Origin of the sequence: Streptomyces sp. NPDC091279, from assembly GCF_044757465.1 — a bacterium.
Lineage (GTDB): Bacteria > Actinomycetota > Actinomycetes > Streptomycetales > Streptomycetaceae > Streptomyces.
Window position 1 is genome coordinate 32,021 of the sequence record NZ_JBIVVA010000022.1, and the last position, 15,529, is coordinate 47,549.

General features: G+C 72.1%; 17 protein-coding genes. 12 read left to right on the plus strand and 5 right to left on the minus strand.

Annotated elements, in window-relative coordinates; all coding sequences use genetic code 11:
- Positions 1–82: 82 nt before the first annotated feature.
- Together fdxA and ACIQOU_RS35745 are read left to right on the plus strand one after the other, a co-directional pair.
- Entirely contained in the window at positions 83–403 is a 321-nt protein-coding gene (fdxA, locus tag ACIQOU_RS35740) for a ferredoxin (protein WP_079659886.1), read from the plus strand.
- Between the two features lie 128 nt (positions 404–531).
- The gene (locus ACIQOU_RS35745) at positions 532–1,632 is read left to right on the plus strand and encodes a bifunctional succinyldiaminopimelate transaminase/glutamate-prephenate aminotransferase (protein WP_401544410.1); all 1,101 of its coding nucleotides are present in this window, start codon (positions 532–534) and stop codon (positions 1,630–1,632) included.
- Positions 1,633–1,738: 106 nt separating this feature from the next.
- Here the strand turns inward: ACIQOU_RS35745 and ACIQOU_RS35750 are convergent, their stop codons facing one another.
- Positions 1,739–2,194, minus strand: coding sequence for an ATP-binding protein (locus tag ACIQOU_RS35750; RefSeq protein ID WP_401544414.1), 456 nt, complete (start codon positions 2,192–2,194; stop codon positions 1,739–1,741).
- 514 nt (positions 2,195–2,708) lie between these two features.
- Positions 2,709–3,728, minus strand: coding sequence for a heavy metal transporter (locus ACIQOU_RS35755; protein ID WP_401544417.1), 1,020 nt, complete (start codon positions 3,726–3,728; stop codon positions 2,709–2,711).
- Between the two features lie 84 nt (positions 3,729–3,812).
- Between ACIQOU_RS35755 and dapE the strand changes: the two genes are divergently transcribed.
- Together dapE and ACIQOU_RS35765 are read left to right on the plus strand one after the other, a co-directional pair.
- Positions 3,813–4,892, plus strand: a complete 1,080-nt coding sequence (dapE, locus tag ACIQOU_RS35760) for a succinyl-diaminopimelate desuccinylase (protein ID WP_401544420.1) — start codon at positions 3,813–3,815, stop codon at positions 4,890–4,892.
- 91 nt (positions 4,893–4,983) lie between these two features.
- Positions 4,984–5,742 (plus strand): TIGR00730 family Rossman fold protein, encoded by a 759-nt coding sequence (locus ACIQOU_RS35765; protein ID WP_401544422.1) that lies wholly within the window; start codon positions 4,984–4,986, stop codon positions 5,740–5,742.
- Positions 5,743–5,772: 30 nt separating this feature from the next.
- Here the strand turns inward: ACIQOU_RS35765 and folP are convergent, their stop codons facing one another.
- Complete coding sequence (gene folP / locus ACIQOU_RS35770) at positions 5,773–6,633, minus strand: dihydropteroate synthase (RefSeq protein WP_401544425.1); 861 nt, start codon at positions 6,631–6,633, stop codon at positions 5,773–5,775.
- Between the two features lie 128 nt (positions 6,634–6,761).
- Between folP and ACIQOU_RS35775 the strand changes: the two genes are divergently transcribed.
- Together ACIQOU_RS35775 and ACIQOU_RS35780 are read left to right on the plus strand one after the other, a co-directional pair.
- The gene (locus ACIQOU_RS35775) at positions 6,762–7,088 is read left to right on the plus strand and encodes a DivIVA domain-containing protein (RefSeq protein WP_401544528.1); all 327 of its coding nucleotides are present in this window, start codon (positions 6,762–6,764) and stop codon (positions 7,086–7,088) included.
- Complete coding sequence (locus ACIQOU_RS35780) at positions 7,085–7,672, plus strand: DNA-3-methyladenine glycosylase I (RefSeq protein WP_401544428.1); 588 nt, start codon at positions 7,085–7,087, stop codon at positions 7,670–7,672. The genes ACIQOU_RS35775 and ACIQOU_RS35780 overlap by 4 nt, the downstream gene beginning before the upstream one ends.
- A 414-nt stretch (positions 7,673–8,086) precedes the next feature.
- Here the strand turns inward: ACIQOU_RS35780 and ACIQOU_RS35785 are convergent, their stop codons facing one another.
- A complete protein-coding gene (locus ACIQOU_RS35785; RefSeq protein WP_401544430.1) occupies positions 8,087–8,890 on the minus strand; it encodes an enoyl-CoA hydratase/isomerase family protein in 804 nt (267 codons plus the stop codon).
- Positions 8,891–9,266: 376 nt separating this feature from the next.
- Here ACIQOU_RS35785 and ACIQOU_RS35790 point away from each other — a divergent pair, with 376 nt between their 5' ends.
- A complete protein-coding gene (locus ACIQOU_RS35790) occupies positions 9,267–9,434 on the plus strand; it encodes a DUF3117 domain-containing protein (RefSeq protein WP_003966491.1) in 168 nt (55 codons plus the stop codon).
- Between the two features lie 62 nt (positions 9,435–9,496).
- Here the strand turns inward: ACIQOU_RS35790 and ACIQOU_RS35795 are convergent, their stop codons facing one another.
- Complete coding sequence (locus ACIQOU_RS35795) at positions 9,497–10,210, minus strand: O-methyltransferase (protein WP_401544531.1); 714 nt, start codon at positions 10,208–10,210, stop codon at positions 9,497–9,499.
- Positions 10,211–10,445: 235 nt separating this feature from the next.
- Between ACIQOU_RS35795 and sigE the strand changes: the two genes are divergently transcribed.
- The 5 genes from sigE (at position 10,446) to ACIQOU_RS35820 (ending at position 15,488) form a co-directional block, all read left to right on the plus strand.
- Positions 10,446–11,150, plus strand: a complete 705-nt coding sequence (sigE, locus tag ACIQOU_RS35800; protein ID WP_401544432.1) for an RNA polymerase sigma factor SigE — start codon at positions 10,446–10,448, stop codon at positions 11,148–11,150.
- Positions 11,147–12,154, plus strand: a complete 1,008-nt coding sequence (locus ACIQOU_RS35805; RefSeq protein ID WP_401544435.1) for an anti-sigma factor family protein — start codon at positions 11,147–11,149, stop codon at positions 12,152–12,154. The genes sigE and ACIQOU_RS35805 overlap by 4 nt, the downstream gene beginning before the upstream one ends.
- A 109-nt stretch (positions 12,155–12,263) precedes the next feature.
- Positions 12,264–13,925, plus strand: a complete 1,662-nt coding sequence (locus tag ACIQOU_RS35810; RefSeq protein WP_401544438.1) for a trypsin-like peptidase domain-containing protein — start codon at positions 12,264–12,266, stop codon at positions 13,923–13,925.
- Between the two features lie 224 nt (positions 13,926–14,149).
- Positions 14,150–14,590: a sec-independent translocase gene (locus tag ACIQOU_RS35815; protein WP_401544440.1), complete on the plus strand. Its 441-nt coding sequence runs from the start codon at positions 14,150–14,152 to the stop codon at positions 14,588–14,590.
- Between the two features lie 226 nt (positions 14,591–14,816).
- Positions 14,817–15,488 (plus strand): hypothetical protein, encoded by a 672-nt coding sequence (locus ACIQOU_RS35820; RefSeq protein ID WP_401544443.1) that lies wholly within the window; start codon positions 14,817–14,819, stop codon positions 15,486–15,488.
- Positions 15,489–15,529 lie beyond the last annotated feature (41 nt).

Below are 15,529 nucleotides of genomic sequence, written 5' to 3' on the forward strand. Positions count from 1 at the left end.
CATCGACGACGCCGCGCTCCCGCGCGCCAGGCGGCGGAGCCTGCGGAGGCCCGCCAGCGCCCTATCGAGGAGGAACGACAGCGTGACCTACGTCATCGCGCAGCCTTGTGTCGACGTCAAGGACAAGGCGTGCATCGAGGAGTGCCCGGTCGACTGCATCTACGAGGGCCAGCGGTCCTTGTACATCCACCCGGACGAATGCGTCGACTGCGGAGCCTGTGAGCCGGTGTGCCCGGTCGAGGCGATCTTCTACGAGGACGACACTCCCGAGGAGTGGAAGGACTACTACAAGGCGAACGTCGAGTTCTTCGACGACCTGGGTTCTCCCGGCGGCGCCAGCAAACTGGGCCTGATCGAGCGCGACCACCCCTTCGTGGCGGCGCTGCCCCCGCAGGCCGAGTAGGCCCGAGCAGTCCTCCCGCACACGTGTCGCCTCGGTCCCGTACGCCCGCGTACGGGACCGAGGCGTTTGCCGTACCGCCGCGGCGACCGGCGTCGCACCGCCGTCGCACGAGAAAGTGAGCCAGCCCCGTGTCCGCAGTCTCCGACCTCCTGCCCGTCTTCCCGTGGGACCGGCTGGAGCCGTTCAAGAAGACGGCGACCGCCCACCCGGACGGCATCGTCGACCTGTCCGTCGGCACCCCGGTCGACCCGGTCCCCGACCTGATCCAGAAGGCCCTGGTCGACGCCGCCGACTCGCCCGGCTACCCCACGGTCTGGGGCACCCCGGCGCTGCGGGACGCGCTCACCGGCTGGGTCGAGCGCAGGCTCGGCGCCCGTGACGTCACCCACCGGCATGTGCTGCCGATCGTCGGCTCCAAGGAACTCGTCGCCTGGCTCCCGACCCAGCTGGGCCTCGGCCCCGGCGACACGGTCGGCTACCCGCGCCTGGCCTACCCGACCTACGAGGTCGGCGCCCGCCTCGCCCGCGCCGCCTACGAGGTCTACGACGACCCGACAGAGCTGGACCCCACCCACCTCAAGCTCCTCTGGCTCAACTCGCCCTCCAACCCGACCGGCAAGGTCCTCGGCAAGGACGAGCTGACCCGGATCGTCGCGTGGGCCCGCGAGCACGACGTGCTGGTCTTCTCCGACGAGTGCTACCTCGAACTGGGCTGGGAGGCCGACCCCGTCTCGGTCCTGCACCCGGACGTGAACGGCGGCTCCTACGCGGGCCTCGTCGCCGTGCACTCGCTCTCCAAGCGGTCCAACCTGGCCGGTTACCGCGCCGCCTTCCTCGCCGGTGACCCGGACGTCCTCGGCCCGCTCCTGGAGATCCGCAAGCACGGCGGCATGATGACGTCCGCGCCGACCCAGGCCGCCGTCGTCGCGGCCCTCGGCGACGACGAGCACGTACGCGTGCAGCGCGAGCGGTACGCCGCCCGGCGCACGGCCCTGCGCGCCGCCCTGGAGGGGCACGGGTTCCGCATCGAGCACAGCGAGGCCAGCCTCTACCTGTGGGCGACCCGCGACGAGTCCTGCTGGGACACCGTCGCCCACCTCGCCGCCCTCGGCGTCCTGGTCGCCCCCGGCGACTTCTACGGCACGGCGGGCGACCGGTTCGTGCGGGTCGCCCTGACGGCGAGCGACGAGCGGGTGGCGGCGGCGGTGGCACGGCTGTCGCGCGCGTAGGTGAAGGCGCCGTAGTCCGTCCCGTATGACGCGTGGTCGTCCCCGGACGGCATGCCGAAGGGGCCCGGGGAAGAACACCCGGGCCCCTTCGCGTGCGTGCGGAGGCTCAGCCGCCCAGCGGGAGGCCGCCGAGGGGCAGTTGACCGGTCGAGGGGAGGCCGCCGCCCTTGGTCAGGGTGTCCGTCGGCAGGCCGCCCTTGGTGGCCGTCTGCGCGGTGTCACCGAGGATCGAACCGGCGGAACCCGCCGCGTCCCCGGCGGCCTTCTGCGCGGCCGGGGTGGTCTGCTTGGCGACCTTGCCGCCGGTCTTGCCCGCCGCCGGAACGGCCGTCTTGACCGCCTGGCCACCGGCCTCGCCCGCCAGACCGGTGGTCTTCTGGGCGGCGCCGTCGACGGTGTTGCCGACGCCCGCCGCGTCCAGGGCGGTCAGGCCGCCGAGGTTCGGGGTGGCGGGCAGCTCGGTGGCAGCGCTGGCGGAGCCGGCCACACCGACCCCGGCTGCCGCTCCCGCTGCGACGAGCAGCGCGGCACGGGCGATCCGGCGGGTCAGGGGGAGGGACATGATGCTCCTTCGACGGGAGAGAACACGGAATCGTCCGGCGCTGTCGGGCAGTTGACCGGCTGCGGCCCGGACACGGTGACTACCGCTCGAAGCCCGCGAAGGTTGCGGCGGCCCGACGTAAAGAGTTCGCAATGCGTCGCATAATCAGCTGCGGATAAAACCGGGCAAAGCGCTCCCGGTCCGACTGTCTGCCGAATGGTCACAGCCCGGTGTTCCCAAGGGGCGCGACGCTTTCGAGGGTGACGGCGCGAAAACCTGCCCCCACCGCCTCCCGGACCCGCCCCGCACGACCCCTGTGGGTGACACCCCGCACGCCTGCACGGCCCGCCGCCCGAGGCCCTGAAGAGCCTCTCGTGCGCGCCCTTGAAGGAGCCGCCGAGCGTGTCGTATGAGCCGCCACAGGGCCGAACCGGACCAGCCGCACGAGCCCTCGCGCGAGCCACCGCACCGGCCCCACGAGGCACCGCACGGACCGCTGCCCACTGCTTACCGCCCACTGCCTACTGCCTACTGCCTACTGCGCGAGAACGATCCTGACCGCGTCCGTCGCCTTGCTCGCGCCGTCCGCCTCCGCGCCGCGCACCGTGCGCCACCGGGGATCGACGTTCCCGGCGGCCCACTCCCGCCCGGCGTAGGTGACCTCGTCGATGTGGAGCGCGGCGGCGTTGGCCACCGCCCACTGGGCGAGCTGCCAGCCCCGTTGCCGGTCCGAACTCCCCTTGGCCGGGCTCGACTTGGCGGACACCGCCAGCCGGAGGGTCCGTTCCCCGGAGTCCTGGGCGGCCGTCGCGGTGGCGCTCGGCGTCGGCTCGGCGGACGTCTGCGCCCCGCCGCTCACCTGGGCGCCCACCGGTTGCAGCACGTCCCGCCCGAAGTCCCGGGCCAGCGCGGCCCGTACCGCGTCCTGGGCCGGTGTCTGGGCGTCCGTCGCGCTCGGGGTCTCGGTGGGGTCGGGCTGCCCGGTGCAGGACAGGGTGGCCGCCGCGTTGCCGGTGAGGGCGGCGGCGAGCAGGGTGGCGTCCGGCTCGTGCTTGGCGTACGCCTCCGGGTAGCCGCTGCGCTGCACACGCTGCGCCGCGACGGTCAACGGCAGCTCGGCGTAGTCGTCCACCTTGGCCAGGTGCGCGTAGAACTCGGCCGCCGCGTACGTCGGGTCCAGGATCTGCCGTTCCGTGCCCCAGCCCTGCGAGGGCCGCTGCTGGAACAGGCCCAGCGAGTCCCGGTCGCCGTGCTCGATGTTGCGCAGCCCCGACTCCTGGATCGCCGTCGCCAGCGCGATCGTCACCGCCCGCTCGGGCATGCCCCGCCCGGTGCCGACGGCGGCGATCGTCGCGGCGTTCACCGCCTGCTCGGGCGAGAACGCGTAGCGCACCGCGCCGCCGTCGGAGAAGACCTCGCAGCCGGGGCCGAGCCGGCTCCCGGTCAGGTACTGCACCGTCACATATCCGGAGACGGCGAGCAGAACGGTGAAGGCCGACCCCGCTCGCAGAAAACGGCCACGGCGCTTGGGGGAGTGGGGGGTGGGCTCTGGCACGCGTACAAGGTAGCGGAGGTTACTGAGGGGTTCGCGCCAGGTGTACACGGAACGTTCACACACCGGGGCGTTAGGGTCGACGGCATGGCCGATACCGCACTTGACCTCACGCTGGACGCCGCCCGGCTGACCGCGCAGCTCGTCGACTTCCGCTCCGAGAGCGGCTCCGAGAAGCCCCTCGCCGACGCGATCGAGCACGCTCTGCGCGCCTTGCCCCACCTGACGGTCGACCGGTTCGGCAACAACGTGATCGCCCGCACCCGGCTCGGCCGCGCGGAACGCGTCATCCTGGCCGGCCACATCGACACCGTGCCCATCGCGGACAACGTGCCCTCCCGCCTCGACGACGACGGCGTCCTGTGGGGCTGCGGCACCTGCGACATGAAGGCCGGCGTCGCCGTCCAGCTGCGCATCGCCGCCGAGGTCCCCGCCCCCAACCGCGACCTCACCTTCGTCTTCTACGACAACGAAGAGGTCGCCGCCCACCTCAACGGCCTCAAGCACGTCGCCGAGGCCCACCCGGAGTGGCTGGAGGGCGACTTCGCGGTCCTGCTCGAACCGTCCGACGGCGAGGTCGAGGGCGGCTGCCAGGGCACCCTGCGGGTCCTGCTGAGGACCACCGGCGAGCGAGCCCACTCCGCGCGCTCCTGGATGGGCTCCAACGCCATCCACGCCGCCGCCCCGATCCTGGCCCGCCTCGCCGCCTACACCCCGCGCTACCCCGTCATCGACGGCCTGGAGTACCGCGAGGGCCTCAACGCCGTCCGCGTATCCGGCGGCGTCGCCGGGAACGTCATCCCCGACGAGTGCGTCGTCACCGTCAACTTCCGGTACGCGCCCGACCGTTCGGAGGACGAGGCGATCGCGCACGTCCGTGAGGTGTTCGCGGACTGCGGCGTCGCGGAGTTCGTCGTCGACGACCACAGCGGCGGTGCGCTGCCCGGCCTCTCGCACCCGGCCGCGGCCGCGTTCATCGAGGCGGTCGGCGGCACCGCGCGGCCCAAGTACGGCTGGACGGACGTCTCCCGCTTCTCCGCCCTCGGCATCCCGGCCGTCAACTACGGCCCCGGCAACCCGCACTTGGCCCACAAGCGGGACGAACGCGTCGACACCGGCACGATCCTGGCGGGCGAGGAACGCCTGCGGACCTGGCTCACCGCATGACGCCGGTGCACGGCCGACATGCCCGCGTCCCCCCTCCGTAACCCGCGTAGATCTACGCTGAACCGAACACCTGCAAGTGGAGGGAGCGCACATGGCTACCGGGAACCCCGAGGGCAAGAAGCAGCCACCGGAGGAGCGTCGCCTGGGACCCGTCCTCCGGAGGCGGGACCAGGTCTCGGCGAGCACGACCGATCAGCGCCTGCTGGACGCGGGCGGCCCCTCGGACTGGGTGCACACGGACCCCTGGCGGGTGCTGCGCATCCAGTCGGAGTTCATCGAGGGGTTCGGCACCCTCGCCGAACTCCCGTCGGCGATCAGCGTGTTCGGCTCCGCCCGCACCCCCGTCGACTCGCCCGAGTACGAGGCGGGCGTCCGCCTCGGCCGGGGTCTGGTCGAGGCCGGCTTCGCCGTCATCACCGGCGGCGGTCCCGGCGCGATGGAGGCCGCCAACAAGGGCGCGCTCGAAGCGAAGGGGCTCTCCGTGGGCCTCGGCATCGAGCTGCCCTTCGAACAGGGCCTCAACCAGTACGTCGACATCGGCCTCAACTTCCGCTACTTCTTCGTACGGAAGATGATGTTCGTGAAGTACGCGCAGGGCTTCGTCGTCCTGCCCGGCGGGCTCGGCACCCTCGACGAACTGTTCGAGGCCCTCACCCTGGTCCAGACCCAGAAGGTCACCCGCTTCCCGATCGTCCTGTTCGGCACCGCGTACTGGGGCGGCCTGGTCGACTGGCTGAAGAACACCCTGATCGCCCAGGGCAAGGCCGCGGAGAAGGACCTCCTGCTGTTCCACCTCACCGACGACGTCGACGAGGCGGTGGCCCTGGTCTCGAAGGAGACGGGACTCTAGAAGGAGACGGGACGCCGGGCGGAACGGGACCTAGGCGAGTCCCCGGCGGGCCACTGCCGGTGCGCGGTGGCCCGCGAGGGACGCGACCATGTCCAGCACCTGACGGGTCTCGGCGACCTCGTGCACGCGGTACACCTGCGCGCCGAGCCACGCCGACACCGCCGTGGTGGCCAGCGTGCCGATCAGCCGCTCCTTCACCGGGAGGTCCAGGGTCTCGCCGACGAAGTCCTTGTTCGACAGCGACACCAGCACCGGCCACCCGGTGTCCACCATCTCCGGCAGCCGCCGGGTCGCCTCCAGGCTGTGCCGGGTGCTCTTGCCGAAGTCGTGCCCCGGGTCGATCAGGATCGACTCCCGCGCCACACCCAGCTCCACCGCCCGCTCCGCGAGCCCCACGGTCACCCGCAGCACGTCCGCCATGACGTCGTCGTACGTCGCCCGGTGCGGCCGGGTCCGCGGCTCCGCGCCCCCCGCGTGCGTGCACACCAGCCCCGCGCCGTACCGCGCGGCGACCTCCGCGAGCCCGGGATCGACGCCGCCCCAGGCGTCGTTCAGCAGATCCGCGCCGGCCGCGCAGACCGCCTCGCCGACCTCGGCCCGCCAGGTGTCGACGCTGATCACGACGTCGGGGAAACGCCGCCGCACCTCGGCCACGAAACCGACCGTGCGCCGCGCCTCCTCCTCGGCGTCGACCTCCTCGCCGGGGCCCGCCTTGACGCCGCCGATGTCGACGATCGCCGCGCCCTCGGCGACGGCACGCGCCACGCGCGCGAGGGCGGGTTCGTCGTCGAAGGTCGCCCCCTGGTCGTAGAAGGAGTCCGGGGTCCGGTTCACGATCGCCATGATCACCGGCTCGTGCGCCGCGAACACCCGCCTGCCCAGCCTGAGCATCAGCTGTGACCTTCCCTGTCGTTCCTGGTCTTGGGCCGCCTGCGACCCTAACTGTCAGAGGCGCATGGCACGATCGGACCCTGACACATTCAGCTTGGACATCGAGCGTGGGGACCACAGCGATGGTTATGTTCTTGTTCCTGGTCGTCGCCCTGGCCGTGGTGGTCGGCGCGGTGACACTGGCCGTGGTGGGCGGGGGCGAGGGCACCGGCCCGCTGCCGGAGGCCACCCCCGAGCGGCTGCGGGACCCGCTCCCGCCGGACCGCCCGATCGACCGCGCCGACATCGACGCCCTGCGCTTCCCGCTCGCCGCCCGCGGTTACCGCATGGAGGACGTCGACGACGCCCTCGGCCGCCTCGCCGCCGAGCTGACCGAGCGCGACGCCCGCATCGCCGACCTGGAATCCGCGCTGGCCGTCTCCGCCGAGCGGCAGCGCCCGGAGGAGCACCGGTGAGCGAGGGCACGGCCCTGCCCGGTCCCGACGGCGTCCTGCGCTGCCCCTGGGCGCTGTCCGCCGAGGACTACATCGCCTACCACGACGACGAGTGGGGCCGCCCGGTCCACGGCGACGACGCCCTCTTCGAACGCCTCAGCCTGGAGGCCTTCCAGTCCGGCCTCTCCTGGATCACCATCCTGCGCCGCCGCCCCGGCTTCCGCGCCGCGTTCGCCGACTTCGACATCGCGACGGTGGCCACCTTCACCGACAAGGACCGCGAACGGCTCCTCGTCGACGCCGGCATCATCCGCAACCGCGCCAAGATCGACGCCACCCTCGCCAACGCCCGCGTCCTCGCCGAGTGGCCCGCCGGCGACCTCGACGCCCTCATCTGGTCCCACGCCCCCGACCCCACGACACGCCCGACCCCAAAAACCCTCTCGGACATCCCCGCGGTCACCAAGGAGTCGACGGCCCTCTCCAAGGCCCTCAAAAAAGCCGGCCTCCGCTTCGTAGGCCCCACCACGGCCTACGCCCTCATCCAAGCCTGCGGCCTGGTAAACGACCACTTGCAATCCTGCGCAACAAGAAACACGACATAGCGGGCACCAGGGCCATAGCCGACGGGGCCGTATCGATCTACGGCTCCGCCGCGCGGGCGCGCTCAACCCCCACGAACCGTGACCCGACGACGGTGCTCGCCCCCCCAGGGGCGCGGGGAACTGCGCGACCAGCCCCCACGAACCGTCACGCGACAACGGCGCATCCCTAGCCACCAGCAGGGCCGAACTTACGGCCAACGGCTGGGCATCGCCGTTTAAGGGGCGCGGGGCTGTATCGATCTGCGGCTCCGCCGCGTGGGCGCGCTCAACGCCCACGAACCGTGACCCGACGACGGTGCTCGCCCCCCCCAGGGGCGCGGGGAACTGCGCGACCAGCCCCCACCGGCCCGCACCCGGCGAAGCGCCCCGCCCCCACCGCCCCGCACCCAGCGAAGCGCCCCGCCCCCGCGAACCTCACCGCCCCGAGTAAAGAGGCGTCTCTTTGGCAACAAAGGCGGCAACCGCAACCGCGTGATCCGCAGACGCCCCCGCCCGCCCCTGCAACTCGTCCTCCTTCTCCAACGTCTCACCCAGCGAGTGCGTCAACCCGAACGCCACAGACTCCTTCAGCGCCGCATAGGCAACCGTCGGCCCCGACGCCAACACCCGAGCCACCTTCTCCGCCTCGGAACGCAACTCCGCGCCCGGCACGACCCGGTTGGCGATCCCCCACTCATACGCCTCGGCAGACTTCACGCTCCGCGGAAAGAGCAGCAGATCGGCGGCCCGCCCAGGCCCCACCACCCGGGGCAACGTCCACGACACCCCGGAATCCGCGGTCAACGCCACCCCGGCGAACGAGGTGTTGAACGCGGCACTGTCGGCGACGACCCGGAAATCCGCGGCGAGCGCGAGCCCGAACCCGGCCCCGGCGGCAACGCCGTTGACCCCGGCGACGACAGGCTTCGGCATCGAGGCGATCGCCCGCACGATCGGGTTGTAGTGCTCCTTCACGGTGGTCATCGTGACCCCCGACCCGGCCTCCCGGTCGGCGGCGAGGAGCCCAATGTGCTCCTTGAGGTCCTGCCCCACACAGAACGCCCGATCCCCGGCGGCGGTCAGCAGCACGGCCCGCACACCCCCGTCCCCGGCGGCTTCGAGAACGGCCTCCCGCAACGCGACCTTCGTGGCGATGTCGAGCGCGTTCATCGCCTCGGGACGGTTGATCGTGATCGTCGCGAGCCCGTCGCTCACTTCGTAGAGCACGGTGTCGGTCATGGTGTCCCCTCGGCGGTCGCGGCGGCGGCGTACCGGCCGGTACGCCCCTGTCCGAGGGACAGCATGGCGGAGATCACCGTCCGAGGACCGGACCGTACGTGTGACCTGCGTCAAAGAAATTCGCCGCGCACATGCCTCCGGCATGTCCACGCGGGCGCGAAGTATCGCAGCCACATCGCCGAATTGAGTGGTTTTGATCGCGCGCGTTGCGCAAGCGATGCCGACCGATGTTGGTCATCGGGTCCTGCGATGCGGGATAATGGCTGGGAAGCAATGTGTTGGATGCCGGTGTCGCGTGTCCCACACCTTGGAGCGCGCGTGCCCTCCGATGGGCTGTCGGCTTTCACGTGAGCTGGTTTCAGGAAGGGGAACGAGCATGGCGGCCATGAAGCCGCGGACGGGCGATGGCCCGCTCGAGGTGACCAAGGAGGGGCGGGGCATCGTCATGCGCGTTCCGCTCGAAGGCGGCGGTCGGCTCGTCGTCGAGCTGACCCCGGATGAGGCCGACGCACTGGGCGACGCCCTCAAGAAGGTCGTCGGCTGACGCGGACGCGACCATACCCTTTCAAGCGCCCCGGCACCGTCACGGTGCCGGGGCCGCTCTTTTCATCCCTCGCGGCTGCCCCGTTTGACCGCGCACAGCAGCCCGTCGCCCACCGGCAGCAGCGACGGCAGCAGTTCCTGACTCTCCCGCACCGCCCGCAGCAGCTCGCGCAGCCGCAGCACCTCGGTGGGCTGCGGACCCGAGTCGACCGTACGGCCGTTGGCGAACGCGCCCTCGAAGACGACCAGACCACCGGGGCGCAGCAGGCGCAACGATTCAGCGAGGTAGTCCATGACCTCCTGCCGGTCACCGTCGCAGAAGACGAGGTCGTAACCGGCGTCCGCGAGGCGGGGCAGTACGTCCAGGGCGCGGCCCGGGATGAAACGCGCCCGGTTGCTCGCGAAGCCGCAGGCCCTGAACGCCTGCCGGGCGAACTGCTGGTGCTCGGGCTCGGGGTCGACGGTGGTCAGCACGCCGTCGGGGCGCATCCCGTACAGCAGGTGGATGCCGGAGACGCCGGTGCCGGTGCCGATCTCGGCGACCGCCTTCGCGTCCACCGAGGCCGCCAGCAGGCCCAGCGCGGCGCCCGTGCCGGGCGACACCGAGCGCAGACCCGCCTCGCGGGCCCGGTCACGGGCCCAGAGGAGCGCGTCGTCCTCGGCGACATAGGCGTCGGCGAACGCCCAGCTCGTCTGCCGGTTGCCGGTAATGACCCTCTCCTGTCCCCATGGTTGCCTCGGCGTGACTGTATCCGTTGGGGGCGGGAACCCGCAGATGGGACCGGGCGTTTAGAAGGGTGGGACACGACACCGGGGGACACAGTTGGATCACGACGGCACAGGGGGGTCCGCGCACCCGCAGACGCGGGGGCCCGATCGGTATCACCCCAGATCAAATTCTCGTAAAACCGCTTATCCGGAGCTAACGGGCGAGGTGGCTATGGTAGGGGCTCCACTGGACACCACCAGAGCCGACAGGGGAGGTGCGGCTGAGCCTGGGGATCGGGGACGAGTGCTACGGCGCTTGCTCGGATCGGCGGGCAGGCCGACATCCGTGAACGACACCGCTGCTGACCCCAGCCACGCCGCTGGCCAGACCCAGACCGCGACCTTCTCCAGCGACGCGGACGGGCAGGCGTGGACTCCGCCCACCTGGGAGGAGATCGTCAGCACCCACAGCGGCCGGGTCTACCGACTCGCGTACCGCCTCACCGGCAACCAACACGACGCCGAGGACCTCACCCAGGAAGTCTTCGTCCGCGTCTTCCGTTCCCTGTCGACGTACACGCCGGGCACCTTCGAGGGCTGGCTGCACCGCATCACGACGAACCTGTTCCTGGACATGGTCCGCCGCAAGCAGCGCATCCGCTTCGACTCCCTCGGCGAGGACGCGGCCGAGCGCCTCCCCAGCCGCGACCCGTCCCCCCAACAGATGTTCAACGACGCCCACTTCGACGCGGACGTCCAGCAGGCCCTCGACACCCTCGCGCCCGAGTTCCGCGCCGCGGTCGTCCTGTGCGACATCGAAGGACTGTCGTACGAGGAGATCGCCGCGACCCTCGGCGTCAAGCTCGGCACCGTCCGCTCCCGGATTCACCGGGGCCGTTCCCAGCTGCGCAAGGCCCTCGCTCACCGTTCGCCCGAGGCCCGCGCGGCCGAGCGGCGCGGTTTCATGGCCCGGGTCCCCGCTCTGGGGGGAGGGGGCGCGACCGCGTGAGTGGAACCCGACCCAGCCCCGCCGAGCGGCGCCTGTCCGAACAGCACCTGGGAGACCGACTCTCCGCCCTGATCGACGGGGAGCTCGGCCATGAGACGCGTGAGCGCGTCCTCGCCCACCTGGCCACCTGTGCCCGGTGCAAGGCCGAGGCCGACGCCCAGCGCCGCCTGAAGAACGTCTTCGCGGAAGCGGCACCCCCACCGCCCTCCGAGAGCTTCCTCGCCCGCCTCCAGGGGCTGCCCGGGGGTGGCGACACCACGGACGGCGGCGGATCGCCGTTCGGAAGGGGATTCGGTGACGGGCTGACGGCGACCCCGGAGACCGCGGCCTCCGGTGTCTTCCACGGCATCGGCGGCATCGGTGGGCTCGGCGGCTTCGGCCCCAAGCGGGGCGAGCGCTTCACCCTCGGCTACGTCCCCGCCCGCCCGCACCCGCCGGGCCCCGCCGCCGAGCGCGGCTTCCGCATCCATGACGTCAGCCGGCACGACAGCGACCGCTCGTCCTCACGCGGGCTGCGGTTCGCGTTCGTCGCCGCCGGTGCCGTCTCGCTCGCCGCGATCGCCCTGGGCGGCGTCACGACCGGCGCCCCCACCGACACGGACGCCCGCGGCGCGGGAAGCAACGTCACCCCCGCGCGCGTACCGGCGACGGGCACCGCAACCAACCCCGAGGGCCAACGGCGCCGAGGCGTCGTCCCGCTGCTCGCCCAGGGCCAGGGCCAACGCCTCCTCGGCGACACCCCGATGGCGCCGACGACGTTGTCCGCGCCGCTGCTGCCCGGCATCCCCGCGCCCACGGTCCCCGCCCACGCGTCGCAGGCGATGCTGCACACCCTGTCCACGCCGGTGCTCGCCGGTGCGGCCGTCATGTCGCCGCTGATACGTCCGTTGACCGCTACCCCGCCGTCGGCCCTGACCTCGTGGTCCACCACGCCCGAAGTCCTGGCCATCCCCGACGCGACGTCCTCCCCGACCGCGGCGGAGCTGCCCCGCACCACCCGCTGAACCTGGTTGAATCCGGGGTGGGCCGCGACCACGGCAGTACGCCGGGCGTGGAATCGACCAGCCGCGACCACCGCCGACGTGCCGTGCCGCGGCCAGCTGTGGGGAGAGCATGGACGAGGGGAAGCGGAGCCGCCCGCCGACGCGGCAACCGGCGGACCACACCGACGCGGGTCGACCTCGCGCGGGCGAGGACGACGTGAGGCCGCCGGTCCCGGACGCGGCACCGACCGACGGCGACTTCGTTCTGAGGCGGCCGGAGGAGACCCCGGCCGCCGAAGAGCACGCGGGGGACCTGACGACCGCCGCCGCGCCCGCGAAGGGGACGGGAGCAGAAGCGGCCGGGGACGCCGACGCCGTTGCCGCGCTCGACGGGGATCGCTTGAAGGACCGGGCCGTCGTTCCCGCGCCCGGGGGTGAGCCCGAGCTGCTGGGCGCCGTTGGGGGGCCTCCCGCGCCGTTGCACGCCCCCGACCCCTACAGCACCCCGCCGTACGGTCAGCCGGGCCCCTGGGCCCCCGCGCCGCCCGTCCAGCACCCCGCGACGCCCCCGCCCGACGGCGACGTTCCGCTCGCCACGCCCTGGGAGACGTACGACCCCTGGGCCGGGCCCGCGCACGGGCCGCTTCAGCAGACCGGTGCCGCCGTCGACAGCACGGCGCAGCGGCGTCGGAAGGTGCGGCGGGCGCTGGTCGGCGGGGCCGCCGCGCTCGCGCTCGTGGCAGGCGGCCTCGGCGGCCTCGTCGGGGCCTACCTGGAGCGCCACGGCGTCGACGACGTCGTGTTGCCGCAGGCCGGGAAGGAGGCCGCGGACCGGCCCGCCGACAGCGTCGCCGGGATCGCCGCCCGGGCCCTGCCCAGCGTCGTCACCCTGCACGTCAGCGGCGCCGAGGAGGCCGGGACCGGCACCGGGTTCGTGCTCGACGACCGGGGTCACATCCTCACCAACAACCACGTCGTCGAATCGGCCGGGTCCGCGGGCACGGTCGCGGTGACGTTCGACAGCGGGCACACCGCCAAGGCCACCGTCGTCGGCCGGGACAGCGGCTACGACCTCGCGGTCGTGCAGGTCAGCGGCGTGCGCGGGCTGCGCCCCCTGCCGCTGGGCAACTCCGACAACGTCCAGGTCGGTGACCCGGTCGTCGCCATCGGCGCCCCCTTCGACCTCGCCGGCACCGTCACCTCCGGCGTCATCAGCGCCAAGGAACGGCCCATCACGGCCGGCGGCGAGAGCGGGGGCAGCGACATCTCCTACGTCGACGCCCTCCAGACCGACGCCCCGATAAACCCCGGCAACTCCGGCGGCCCCCTCCTCGACACGCGGGCCCGGGTGGTCGGCATCAACTCCGCGATCCGGTCCGCCGACGGCGGCGGCGAGTCGGAGAGCGGCAGCTCCGGGTCGATCGGCCTCGGCTTCGCCATACCGGTCAACCAGGCCAAACGCGTCGCCGAGGAGCTGATCAACACCGGCCACGCCACCCACCCGGTCATCGGCGTCACCCTCGACATGGACTACGACGGCGACGGCGCCCGCGTCGCCACCCGGGGCAACGACGGTGAGCCCGCCGTCACCACCGGCGGCCCCGGCGCCCGGGCCGGCGTCGAACCCGGGGACGTCGTCACCGAGATCGACGGCCGTGCCGTGCACACCGGCGAGGAGCTGATCGTCAAGATCCGCGCCCACCGACCGGGCGACGGGCTGGAGCTGACCGTCGTCCGGGACGGGAAGGAGCGCGCCGTCACGCTGGTGCTCGGCTCGTCCGCAGAGGGCTGACCGGCCGTCCGTTATTGACAGGAACTTCACAGGAAGGCGTCGGATGCCCGGTTCCCCCTGGTAAACACTGCGGAAAGGGCCCGCGACAGCCGTACTCCGAGCCTTCGGGGCAGTACCGGTCCCGCCGTGTCGCCGGGTACCGTGGGTGCGGCCCGGACCGCGGAAGACCCGAACGACCTTGAGGGCCGAGGGCCGGAGACCGAGGACATCGCAAGGAGCTTCAGGTGTTCAATGACATAGGACCGCTAGAGCTGGTCACGATCGCTGTCCTCGCCGTGCTCGTCTTCGGTCCGGACAAGCTCCCGAAGGTCATCCAGGACATCACACGGACGATCCGCAAGATCCGTGAGTTCTCGGAGAGCGCCAAGCACGACATCCGGTCGGAACTGGGCCCGGAGTTCAAGGACTTCGAGTTCGAGGACCTCAACCCCAAGACGTTCCTGCGCAAGCAGCTGGACAACGACGAGCTGGGGCTCAAGGAGATCCGCAACGGCTTCGACCTGAAGAAGGAGATGGCCGAGGTCACGGACGCGGTGCACAGCCGCGAGGCCGACACCCCGCCGTCCCTGCCCTCGTCGTCCGACGGCTCCTCCGGCGGTCGCGTGGACATGACCAAGAAGCCCGAGCGCGACGAACGGCCGCCCTTCGACTCGGACGCCACCTGATCCGTTCGGCCCAGTGGTCCCCACGCGCCCTACGTGACGCGATTCATAGTCTGTGAGGCCCCTGTTCGGCCTGAACCCGCCCTCCGCACGACCCACGCGGCGGGCGGTTTCCGTGCGGCCCGGAACAGGATGGCTATGCTGCCGAGTTGTTGTGCGGACCGGGCGCCTACGCCCGAAGGGGGGCGGGCCGCCTCGGTCCGACGAGAGCAAGGAGGCGTCCGGACACATGGAGACGACGAGTCGGGAAATCGCGCAGGTTCCGGCCGCGGAGGGCGAACGGCAGTTCCCCGCCGCCCGGCGTACGGTCGACGGCTACCTTCAGGCGTCCTTCCCCTGGTACGGCCTCGACGAGGCGTTCACGGGACCGCGCTGGCTGATGCAGGTCGGGACGGCGGCCGACGGGGCCGTCGAACACGGGTCCATCGGGCACGGTGACGAGCCCTCCGTGAAGAACGAGTTCGCGTCCGCGCTCACCGGTGAGCCGAGGGAGAGGTTCGCGGTCGTCGTGACGATCGCCGCGCATCCGTCCCGGCGCAGTGCGGACGGTACGGGGCTGCTGGAGGCGACGTCGGTGTCGTCGGCGGCCTGGCTGGCCGGGGTGGGGCTGCTGTCCTTCACCTGGCCGGGGCAGATGGATCACAGTCTGCGGGACGACTGGCTGGATCAGCAGACGGAGACGGCGTGGGCGTTGGCCGACGACCTCGGCTGTGCCGACTGGGCGTCGTTGTCGCTGCCCGTCGACGGGGTGCCCACGCCGTTTCACTACCGTGAGTCGGAGTTCGGGTGGGTGCTGGCCGGGTCCACCCGGGGTGGGGTGCATGTCGGGGCGTACGGGCGGGGGTTGAGCGCGTACGGTCTCGGCTTCGCCGAGGTGAAGGACCTGGGCGCGTACGCCTGACGCGGTCGTTTTTGGGGCGCCGGTGAGTTTCGGCGCCCCAT

Excerpts from the sequence above, each read along its gene's own strand:
- dapE (WP_401544420.1), top strand. The coding sequence starts at position 3,813 with ATGGCCGATACCGCACTTGACCTCACGCTGGACGCCGCCCGGCTGACC.
- ACIQOU_RS35775 (WP_401544528.1), top strand. The coding sequence starts at position 6,762 with ATGTTCTTGTTCCTGGTCGTCGCCCTGGCCGTGGTGGTCGGCGCGGTG.
- ACIQOU_RS35820 (WP_401544443.1), top strand. The coding sequence starts at position 14,817 with ATGGAGACGACGAGTCGGGAAATCGCGCAGGTTCCGGCCGCGGAGGGC.
- ACIQOU_RS35785 (WP_401544430.1), bottom strand. The coding sequence starts at position 8,890 with ATGACCGACACCGTGCTCTACGAAGTGAGCGACGGGCTCGCGACGATC.
- folP (WP_401544425.1), bottom strand. The coding sequence starts at position 6,633 with ATGCTCAGGCTGGGCAGGCGGGTGTTCGCGGCGCACGAGCCGGTGATC.
- ACIQOU_RS35750 (WP_401544414.1), bottom strand. The coding sequence starts at position 2,194 with ATGTCCCTCCCCCTGACCCGCCGGATCGCCCGTGCCGCGCTGCTCGTC.
- ACIQOU_RS35765 (WP_401544422.1), top strand. The coding sequence starts at position 4,984 with ATGGCTACCGGGAACCCCGAGGGCAAGAAGCAGCCACCGGAGGAGCGT.
- ACIQOU_RS35810 (WP_401544438.1), top strand. The coding sequence starts at position 12,264 with ATGGACGAGGGGAAGCGGAGCCGCCCGCCGACGCGGCAACCGGCGGAC.
- ACIQOU_RS35790 (WP_003966491.1), top strand. The coding sequence starts at position 9,267 with ATGGCGGCCATGAAGCCGCGGACGGGCGATGGCCCGCTCGAGGTGACC.